Raw genomic sequence first — 9881 nt, forward strand, 5'->3', positions numbered from 1 at the left:
CCCGCGGCCGGATGTATACGCCGGAGGTTCTTTCCCGCCTAGCGGACGGCCGGCGACCCCAGCCCGAGCAGCTCGCGGACCGGGTCCGGATGGAGCTCGGCAAAGCGCTCGCCGGTGTAGCGGGCGAAGGCCCGCGAGTGGTGGTGCTTGTCATAAAACGCCGGCACGCCGTCCGGGGTTTCAGTGGGGCAGCGCTCCGGACGTCGCGCAGCGCAAAGCAGATCAATGCGGTCCACGTAGAGGTCTGTTACCGCCATGAAAGGCTCGAAAAGCCGGTCTCGCGCCGGGTTCGTCTCGAAATAGTCGAGGTTTTCCGGCCGGCCGCACGCCGCACTGCTGCCCGTCTCGTTGATGAGACGAGCGCAGGGAACCCGAGTCTTCATGTAGCTGCCGAAGGTCATGACCCGAAGCCCGGGATTGGCCTCGCGCAGGGCTCTGACCGCCACCAGAAAAGGCTCCGCGATCCGCGAGAAGGCTCGGTTCGAGGCCGAGACCGCAACGACCTGGAAGCGCTGTGCCACTTCCGGCGTCCCCAGCCGCGCGAAACGCGCCGTGCACGCCGGGTACTGGGCGCGCACAACCCCCGCTTCCACCCGAAGCCGGCCGCAATCCTGGGTGCCTCCGAAGAGCACGAGCGCAACACCGGGGTCATCCTCGTAGACGGCGCGGAGGAAGTTGTAGCCATCCACCTCGTGAGAGTTACCGAGTACCAGCACCTGGATCGGCGCCATGGCGCAGGCGTCGTCAGTACCCAGACCCAGGTTGCAGGCCTTGCGCGTATCGAGGAAACGGCGCTGCTCACCGGCCTTGATGGCTTCTGCGGTGAGCTGCTGACGGGGAAAGCGCCAGGCCCAGCCATCCCCCTGCCAGGCATGCAGCGCGGGCAGGGCCAGCACCACGACCAGGCCGGCAATAACCAGGGCGAAGCGGCCATCAGACAGGCGGACCCGGGGTCCGGGGTCGCCCGCGCGGGAATAAAAGCGCCGCTCAACACCCGCATGCAGCAGCCAGGCCAGGAGCATCATCAGGGAAACCAGCGCGAGCTGCTCTGCCGGAACCAGATGGCTACCGGTCCGGTAGCGGTAGAGCGCCACCACGGGCCAGTGCACGAGATACAGGGCGTAGGACACCTTGCCGAGCCAGGTGGCCAGCGAATGGCGCAAGGCAGCATGAAGCGGCCCGCCTGCAGCCGGCGCCGTAGCGCCTAGCAGCGCCAGGGCAGCGCCCAGCGTCGGCAGCAGCGCGGCCCAGCCCGGATAAAGCGTGTCGGCGTCCAGAGCGAGGGTGCTCGCGAGGATCAGCGCAAGCCCCGCCGCCAGAGCGGCCCGGACCACGCCAGGCCTCGCCCCGAGACGCTTCCCGAGGCCAGTACCAAGAAAAAAAGGCAGCATGGCGCCAGCAGCGAACTGGAACACTCGGAAGGGCGACAAAAAGAAGGCGGCAGAGGCATCGACACCCGTAAACCAGATGGTGATGGCGGCGCCAGCCACGGTCAGACCAGCAAGCGCCGCACCGAGCCGCAACCGTCCGCGCAGCCGCCAGAGGAGTAGCAGGAGCGCCGGCCAGGCCAGGTAGAACTGCTCCTCAACGCCGAGGGACCAGGTGTGCAGCAGCGGCTTCAGCTCGGAATCCGCGTCCCAGTAGCCGGCCTCGGCATAAAACACGATATTCGACACGCTGACCATCGCACCGAGGGCGGAGCGCGCAAAGGGAGCGAAGTCATACGGGTTGAGGATCAGAGCGGCGGCCACGAAGGTGGCAGCCACCGTGGCCAGAAGCGGAGGCAGGAGACGACGGATACGCCGCAGATAAAAACCGGCCAGAGAGAACGTGCCGCTATCGACCCGGGCGAGGATGAGCCGGGTGATCAGGTAGCCGGAGATCACGAAAAAGACATCCACCCCGACGAAGCCCCCGGCCAGGGGTGCGATACCGAGATGGAAGAGCACCACCGCGGCAACCGCGACGGCCCGCAAGCCATCGATTTCCGGACGGTAGATCACCTGTCAGGGACCGAGGGTGTAACGGGCCTCAAACCTTGCGCAGCAGGTAGCGGTAGATGCCGTCCCGCTCCTCGCTGAGAAGAAGCTCATGGCCGCTCTGCTCGCAGAAGACGGCAAAATCGCGCACGGAACCGCTGTCCGTCGCCAGCACCGCCAGAAGCTGCCCCGGCGCGAGCGCATTCAAGGCGCGCTTGGCCTTCAAAAGCGGCATGGGACAGCGCAGATCGCGCGCGTCGACCTCACTGTCGGCGGACTCGAGCATAGGGTGGCTTCCTCCGTAGGCCGGGGTGCTTTTGGTTCATCCTGAACTTCCGGGGGCATCCGATCGCAGCCGCTTCGGAAACCTTCGAAGCGCCGAACTTTTTCCGCCCACGGCCGCCTAACTCGACGCACGGGCCCGTCTGGCAATACGGTCAGGGCCTCGTCGCGTAGAATACGTCAAGCTGCCCGGGCAGACTATGGGCATCCGTAAACCAGGTTGAACGCTATGCCACGCCACCGCTTCCAAGCCATAACCGCTGCCCTGCTCGCCCTGGTGCTGGCCGCTGCCCCCGTGGCTGCCGTGGAGGACCTCAAGCTGCCCAACCTCGGCGAGTCGAGCACCAGCCTTTTTTCAGCTGAGTACGAGTATCAGCTGGGGCGGACCTGGCTGCGTATCTTCCGGGGGCAGGTGCCCACGGTGAATGACCCCCTCCTCTTCGACTACCTTGAAGGCCTGGTCTTCCGCCTCGTCAACCACAGCCAGCTCAAGGATCGCCGGGTTGACCTGGTCATCGTCGACAACCCCACGATCAACGCCTTTGCTGTGCCCGGCGGCGTGATCGGGGTACACAACGGCCTCCTTCTTTACGCCCAGAGCGAGGATGAACTGGCCACGGTCCTTGCCCACGAGATCGCTCACCTCAGCCAGCGCCATTTTTCGCGCCGGGTGGAGTTCCAGAAAAAGCAGCAGCCACTGACGCTGGCAACGATGCTCGCCAGCTTCGTGCTGATGGCGGCCGTGGGAGGCGATGCCGGAATGGCCGCCCTCAGTGCGTCGCAGGCGGCCGCTCAGGGCTCGGCGTTGCGCTATAGCCGCGGCAATGAGGCCGAGGCGGACCGGGTTGGCATGCAGACCCTCGTCGCCGCCGGCATGGACCCGCATGCCGCCCCGAGCATGTTTGAGCGCATGCTGCAGGCCTCGCGCTACGCCACCGGCAACCGCGTTCCGGAATTCCTGCGCACCCACCCGCTGTCAGAAAACCGCATCGCGGACACGCGCAACCGCGCCCGCCAGTATCCAAAGCAGATCCGCGCATCCGACCTCACCTACCAGCTCATGCGCGCCCGGGTCGTGAACCAGCTGGCAGAGACGCCCGAAGAAGCCCTGCGCAAGTTCCGCAGCGAACTCGACGGAGCACCGCGCTCGCAGACCGCCGCTCGCTACGGCCTGGTGCTGGCACTCACCGATGCCGGGCGCACCGACGAGGCCGCCCTGGAGCTCGACACAATCTGGGCCGGTGACCGGGAGCGGCTGGAATACCTCCTCGCCGACGCAGAAATCGATCTGGCCCGAAACCGGCCGGAAAAAGCGGTGCATAAACTCTCCGCACGGCTCGAGCTCTCTCCGGACAACCACCCGCTGGTCATGGCCTACGCCCGCGCCCTGCTCAAGAACGAACAACCCCATATTGCCGAGCAGGTGCTCGAGGCGCAGAGCAAACAGCGCCCCGACGATCCCTACCTGTGGTATTTGCTGGCGGAAGTGCAGGGACTGGCGGGCAACATCGTGGGGCTGCACCAGTCACGGGCCGAATACTTTATCCTCAACGGCGGGCTCGGCGAGGCCGAGAAACAGCTACGCTACGCGCTGCGCAGTGTTAACAGCGACTACACGACCAATGCCCGCATCAACGAGCGCCTGAAGGACGTCCTGCAGATGAAGGAGCAACTCGAGTCCTAGCCTGCAGCCGTCTTGGGGACCACGGCCGGGTGCCAGGCGCCTAAGCCTCGGACCGGCGCAACTCCGCGGAAAACTCGAGCATGCGCCGCAGAGGCACCATCGCGCGCTCGCTGATCGCCGGATCCACGTGTATCTCGTTGTCAGCCCGGTCGAAGACGGTGGCGAGGTTGCCGAGTTCGTTCATGGCCATCCATGGGCAATGCGCACAGCTCCGGCAGGTGGCGCCCTTTCCTGCGGTGGGTGCAATGATGAACTCTTTGTCCGGCGCCTGCTGCTGGAGCTTGTAGAAAATCCCCTGGTCTGTGGCAACGATGAAGCGCTCGTTGGGCATGTCTCTCGCCGCGTTGATAATCTGGGTTGTGGAGCCGACACGGTCTGCCATCTCCACCACCGCCGCCGGGGACTCCGGGTGCACCAGTACCGCTGCCTCCGGATAGACCTTCTTGAGATCGGCCAGACCGCGGGCCTTGAACTCCTCATGCACGATGCAGGCGCCGTCCCACATGAGTATATCGGCGCCCGTTTCACGACGGACGTAGTCGCCCAGATGCTTGTCCGGTGCCCAGAGGATTTTCCTGCCCTGGTCTGCGAGGTATTCGGCGACCTTGAGAGCGATGCTCGAGGTAACCACCCAGTCCGCCCGGGCCTTCACCGCCGCCGAGGTGTTGGCGTAGACCACCACTTCCCGATCCGGGTGCGCGTCGCAGAAGGCCGAGAACTCATCCGCAGGGCAGCCGATATCCAGGGAGCAGGTGGCCTCAAGCGTAGGCATGAGCACCCGCTTGCCAGGCGTGAGGATCTTGGCGGTTTCACCCATAAAGCGAACTCCGCAGACCACAAGGGTGCGGGCCGGGTGATCATGGCCGAAGCGGGCCATTTCCAGCGAATCGGACACGCAGCCGCCCGTCTCCTCGGCAAGCGCCTGAATCTTCGGCGACGTGTAGTAATGGGCAACGATCACCGCATTGTGCCGCTCGAGATCGGCCTTGATGCGGACGACCAGGTCCGACTCTTCTGCAGGGGTCAGCTCCTCGGCTTCAGCACGGTCGAGATGATGCTGCACCTGGAGGCGGATCGCTTCCAGCTTTTCGGATGCAAGGCTCATGGGGGGTTTGCCAGTCATACGATGGAAACCGCTATTTTATCACAGCTGACACCGTCTCCCCCACGGCCGGGTTACTTGCGCTAGGCAAGGGCGCCCATCGGTGATAGCCTCTGCGCAACGTCTGTCACACGCGCACGCCATGACTTCGCAGCCGCAAGCGAAAGTGACACCTGCCTCGGCCCAACCGAAGGCAAAGATTCTGGTCAGCGACGACGATATGAACGTGCGCCTGCTGACGCGCCAGTGCCTCGAAGCCGAAGGCATGACCGTTGTCGAGGCGGCTGACGGCCAGCAGGCACTGGACGCCTTCCTCCGGGAGCGACCGGATCTTATTTTTCTGGACGTAGAAATGCCAGGGCTGTCGGGGCTGGAAGTATGCCGTCGCATCCGCGAGATGCCCCAGGGCGAGAATATCCCTATCATGATCGTCACCGGGTCCGACGATCGTAAATCCATCGATGAAGGCTTCGAAGCAGGCGCGACCCAGTACAAGACCAAGCCGGTCAACTGGTCCCTGCTCGGCCGCGATGTGCAGTACATGCTGCGCGCGAGCAACGCCCTCAACAGTCTGAAGCGTCAGGAAGACCGCCTGCGCTACCTGGCCTACTACGACCCACTCACCAACCTGCCCAACCGACGCAGCTTCAACGAGCAGCTCACCCGAATCCTCAAGCGCGCGCAGCGCCTCGATCATAGCGCCGCACTGCTGTTCATCGACCTCGACAACTTCAAGCGCATCAACGACTCCATCGGCCACGGACGCGGTGATCGGCTGCTGGTGGAGATTGCCAAGCGCCTCGCCCGCGAGCTTCGCGAAGACGATGCCATCAACTACCTCTCCGACAGTAATGCGGGTGCTGTGGACGAGAGGGACCGCAACACAGAGATCGCCCGGCTGGGCGGCGACGAGTTCACCGTCGTTCTCTCGGACGTTCGCGACATGCGGGACGTGGAAAGCGTAGCGCAGCGGATCATCCAGACACTGTCGGAACCGATTTCCCTGCACTCGCACAACCCGGTAGTGACCCCGAGCATCGGTATTGCCATGTACCCGCAGGACGGGCTCGACGCTGACAGCCTCGTGCGCAACGCCGACACGGCCATGTACGCGGCAAAGGCCGACGGCCGTGCCTGCTTCCGCTTCTATAACGAAGCCATGAACGCACGCTCCGTCGAACAGCTGAAGCTCGAAGAAGATCTCCGCGAGGCCATGCGGGAGGGGCAGCTTGAGCTGCGCTATCAGCCCCAGGTCGATACCACCACCGGCCGGGTCGTCAGCCTCGAGGCGCTCGTGCGCTGGAAACACCCTGTGCGCGGGCTGATTTCACCTGGGGATTTCATCCCCGTGGCGGAGCGGACCGGCCAGATCATCGAACTCGGCGAGTGGGTACTGTCCGAGGTAGCGAGGCACTGCACCTTCTGGGAAACGCTGGGCCTCGATGACTTCCGCGTTTGCGTGAATATCTCGCCGCTCCAGTTCAACCAGCCGGACTTGGTGGAGCGTGTACGCTACTTCCTGGAACACTCGGGGCTGAGACCCTCCCGGCTCGAGCTGGAGCTGACAGAAAGCGCGATCATGACGGACGCCAAGACCAACATCGACAAACTGCGCCAGCTCAACGAGCTGGGGCTCGATCTTGCGGTGGACGATTTTGGCACCGGCTACTCTTCCCTCAGTTACCTTAAACGCTTCCCCATCCGCACCCTGAAGATCGATCAGAGCTTCGTGGCCGACATGTCGAGCCACGATGGTGTTGCCATCGTCGACGCCATCATCGTTCTGGCCAAGACCCTGAACCTGCGCTCCATCGCCGAGGGTATCGAGACCCGCGACCAGCTCAGGCATCTGGCAGCGCAGCACTGCGACCTGCTGCAGGGCTTCTTTTTCGCCCGACCGCTTTATCCCGAGGACGTGCCCGACGCCCTGCGCCACGTTTACGCCCAGGATATCGCCGACGCCCTGAGGGACTGATCACCGCACATGGGAGGCAACATCAACGGGCTGCTCCGAAGTCTCGGCGCCCCCACGCTCTGTTTCCTCGCTGCGGTGGCCCACGGCCAGCCCGCCTCCGTCATGCTCCAGGGCGAAGCGGCGGAAACGCTCCGGGAGCAGGTACTTGCCGTCGGCGGAGAGCTTACCCACTTCCTCCCCATCATCGACGCCATCGGCGCGCGGTTGACGCCAGCCCAGGTGGATCAGCTCCGCGGCGCCGCGGGGGTGCATCGCATTATCGACGATCTGGACCGCAAGGAACCGGAAGCACCCCCGCCAGCTTGTCAGCTCGGCGCCGGCCTGGAGCTTGATATCGATGGGCACGTAGTACGGTGGCGCCTCTTCAACAAGGGGAAAGACAGCGCCGGGCTGGAAACCGTGACGCTCGCCTGGCCCGAGACCCTGGGCGAACTCGACAGGGCCAGCTTCGCCGGCCGGGCACTGACAGCAACCCTGGATGGCAGCAGACAGGGAGCGACCCTGCTCGCGGCCGATGCCCTCCCCCTCGCCGGCGGCGCCGCGGCGACCTTGCAACTCGAGTTTTCACGCCCCTGGCCGTCAGGTGAGCTGCACCAGCGCCACCTGAACCTCACCGCAACCTTTGCCGATGAATGCGCCGTCGAGCTAATTCCGGGCTACGATGACAACGACGGAGACAGCTACTACAGCACCGTTGCCGGAGCAGACCTGCTGCACCGCCACGGCATCACAGGGGCCGGCGTCACCGTGGCCGTGCTGGACTCTGGGCTCTGGGACGACCCAAGGCTGACCCGGGACACGCAGGGCGAGCCCCGCGTCCTCGCAAGCTACGACGCCATCGCCGGCGAAGAAGTCAGCATCGCCTTTGACGAGAGCGGTCACGGCAGCCACATGACCAGCATTCTTGCCCAGAGCCGCCCCGTCACCCGGGCTGAAGCCACTCCCGGAGCCTGGCGCGGCATTGCACCGGATGCGCGGCTCGTGGTGGTAAAGGCCTTCAGCCGTGAAGGCCAGGGCGACCTGCTGGATATCGTGCGTGGCGTACAGTGGATCGTCGACCACCGGGAGACCTATGGGATACGCGTAATCAACCTATCGTTCGCGGCAAAGCCACGCTGGCCCTACTGGCAGGACCCCATCAATCAGGCCCTGATGCGCGCCTGGGACGCCGGCATCGTCGCCGTCGCCGCCGCTGGCAACGAAGGGCCCGACGCGATGACCGTTGGCTCCCCGGGGAACCTCCCGTACCTGCTCACTGTAGGCGCCATCACGGACTCCTGGACCGTCCACGACCCCGACGACGATTATCTACCCGACTTTTCATCCCGCGGCCCCACGCCAAGTGCGCACATCAAACCGGACCTCGTCGCCCCCGGGGGACACATGGCCGGCCTGACCCGCCCCGGCTCCACGCTGACGCAGGAATTCCCGGAGTACCAGCTTGCGAACGGTGACTTCGTGATGACCGGAACCTCCCAGGCCGCTGCGCTCGTTTCCGGCCTGGTCGCCCTGCTCCTGGAAGTCGAACCGGAACTGACACCGGACGATGTGAAATGTAAGTTCATGTCGTCCGCCAACCCTGCCATCAGTGCCGACGGCAGGCTAAGCTACTCCCCCTTCGAGCAGGGAGCAGGCGCAATCAGCATCCAGCGCGCGCTTACCCTGGGCGATACCGGCTGCGGGAATGCGGGGCTCAATCTCAAGACCGATATCGCTGGCGAAGATCATTTCGAGGGCCCTGCCGTCCTGGCGGAAGATGGCTCCCCGACACTACCCGGTCTCGAACAGATGGTGACTCCCGAACCCCCGGAGAAAGGACACAGCGAGAGCCGCCGGTGGGGTATAAAAGCCCATATCGAAAGACCGCAGCACGGCATGAGTGAGCCGGGTACTCCCGAGGACCCGCAGCTTCCCTTCGATTGGCACAGCCTCTATCTCGAGGAGAAAGCCAGAATGGAGCAACTGTCTCGCACGCCCGAGTAGCACGCACCTCTGCATTGCAACCGCCCAGATAACCTCATCTACCCCAAAGGGGGTAGCACACCGCCTTCATCAATTCCGGCCCCGCGCCTAACTTCAAGTCGTACGCAACGGAAACGATCTTCTCGGAGATCAATTCAAAGGTCAGACGCCGGGAACGCCGGTGCTGGTAAAGCAAATTCGACGACGAAGGTAGGCGTGAGATTATGAAGAAACTGGTAAGAGAAACGGCATTCGCCACACTCAGCATCGGTGCAGCGCTTACCGCAGTGGCAACCAACGCTGAAATCAATCAAGAGATCGGCAGCCTCCGCATTGAAGTCGCCAAGACCATGCTCTATCAGAGCAGCCCTAAGACCACGGCGGGTTACAAGTGGACTGGGACCTCTGGTCCTCAAGGTAGCAGTCTTGAGATTACGCAAAGTCGTTCAAACACTCATATCGCTTCCGGCTACAAGTGGAATCGCGCAAGCCCGATACAGCATAGCGCGACTGCAGACAGCAGGGGAGCTGTCGCTGCTCACGAAGCTGGTTACAAGTGGGGCATTCGTACCAACTCTGATCAGGCTGGCTACAAGTGGGGGATCCGATCCAACGCTGACCAGGCTGGCTACAAGTGGGGGATCCGGTCCGACGCTGACCAGGCTGGCTACAAGTGGGGGATCCGATCCAACGCTGACCAAGCTGGCTACAAGTGGGGGATCCGATCCGACGCTGACCAGGCCGGCTACAAGTGGGGCATCCGGTCCAACGCTGACCAAGCCGGCTATAAGTGGGGGATCCGATCCAACGCTGACCAGGCCGGCTACAAGTGGGGCATTCGATAACACCAACGTACCAAGCTGCAGGAATAATAAGCTAGAAAAGCCAGCGCCTGTA

7 protein-coding genes are annotated in these 9881 nt (G+C 63.9%); 4 read left to right on the top strand and 3 right to left on the bottom strand.

Translation table 11 applies throughout. The features are described from left to right. Positions 1 to 38: 38 nt before the first annotated feature. A complete protein-coding gene (locus HRUBRA_RS14645; protein ID WP_052094450.1) occupies positions 39 to 2003 on the bottom strand; it encodes an acyltransferase family protein in 1965 nt (654 codons plus the stop codon). A 28-nt stretch (positions 2004 to 2031) separates the two neighbouring features. Next, positions 2032 to 2265: a sulfurtransferase TusA family protein gene (locus HRUBRA_RS06035; protein WP_035515443.1), complete on the bottom strand. Its 234-nt coding sequence runs from the start codon at positions 2263 to 2265 to the stop codon at positions 2032 to 2034. A gap of 225 nt (positions 2266 to 2490) precedes the next feature. On the opposite strand from HRUBRA_RS06035, the gene HRUBRA_RS06040 reads away from it, so the two are divergent. Beyond that, a complete protein-coding gene (locus HRUBRA_RS06040; protein ID WP_035515445.1) occupies positions 2491 to 3945 on the top strand; it encodes a M48 family metalloprotease in 1455 nt (484 codons plus the stop codon). 40 nt (positions 3946 to 3985) lie between these two features. On the opposite strand, the gene nadA is transcribed toward HRUBRA_RS06040, so the two are convergent. Next, positions 3986 to 5050: a quinolinate synthase NadA gene (gene nadA / locus HRUBRA_RS06045; RefSeq protein ID WP_035515448.1), complete on the bottom strand. Its 1065-nt coding sequence runs from the start codon at positions 5048 to 5050 to the stop codon at positions 3986 to 3988. Positions 5051 to 5213: 163 nt separating this feature from the next. Here nadA and HRUBRA_RS06050 point away from each other — a divergent pair, with 163 nt between their 5' ends. The 3 genes from HRUBRA_RS06050 to HRUBRA_RS15555 all read left to right on the top strand — a co-directional run bounded on the left by HRUBRA_RS06050 (position 5214) and on the right by HRUBRA_RS15555 (position 9829). Then, entirely contained in the window at positions 5214 to 7022 is a 1809-nt protein-coding gene (locus tag HRUBRA_RS06050; protein ID WP_035515450.1) for a putative bifunctional diguanylate cyclase/phosphodiesterase, read from the top strand. Positions 7023 to 7031: 9 nt separating this feature from the next. Beyond that, positions 7032 to 9005, top strand: a complete 1974-nt coding sequence (locus tag HRUBRA_RS06055; RefSeq protein ID WP_052094452.1) for a S8 family peptidase — start codon at positions 7032 to 7034, stop codon at positions 9003 to 9005. Between the two features lie 203 nt (positions 9006 to 9208). Continuing rightward, positions 9209 to 9829 (top strand): hypothetical protein, encoded by a 621-nt coding sequence (locus HRUBRA_RS15555; protein WP_035515516.1) that lies wholly within the window; start codon positions 9209 to 9211, stop codon positions 9827 to 9829. The last annotated feature ends 52 nt before the right edge of the window (positions 9830 to 9881 follow it).

Source organism: Pseudohaliea rubra DSM 19751, assembly GCF_000764025.1.
Taxonomy (GTDB): Bacteria; Pseudomonadota; Gammaproteobacteria; order Pseudomonadales; family Halieaceae; genus Pseudohaliea; species Pseudohaliea rubra.

Bases quoted from the DNA above. Each gene is read 5' to 3' on its own strand.
- HRUBRA_RS15555 (WP_035515516.1), top strand. From the start codon at position 9,209: ATGAAGAAACTGGTAAGAGAAACGGCATTCGCCACACTCAGCATCGGT.
- HRUBRA_RS06055 (WP_052094452.1), top strand. From the start codon at position 7,032: ATGGGAGGCAACATCAACGGGCTGCTCCGAAGTCTCGGCGCCCCCACG.
- HRUBRA_RS06035 (WP_035515443.1), bottom strand. From the start codon at position 2,265: ATGCTCGAGTCCGCCGACAGTGAGGTCGACGCGCGCGATCTGCGCTGT.
- nadA (WP_035515448.1), bottom strand. From the start codon at position 5,050: ATGAGCCTTGCATCCGAAAAGCTGGAAGCGATCCGCCTCCAGGTGCAG.
- HRUBRA_RS06040 (WP_035515445.1), top strand. From the start codon at position 2,491: ATGCCACGCCACCGCTTCCAAGCCATAACCGCTGCCCTGCTCGCCCTG.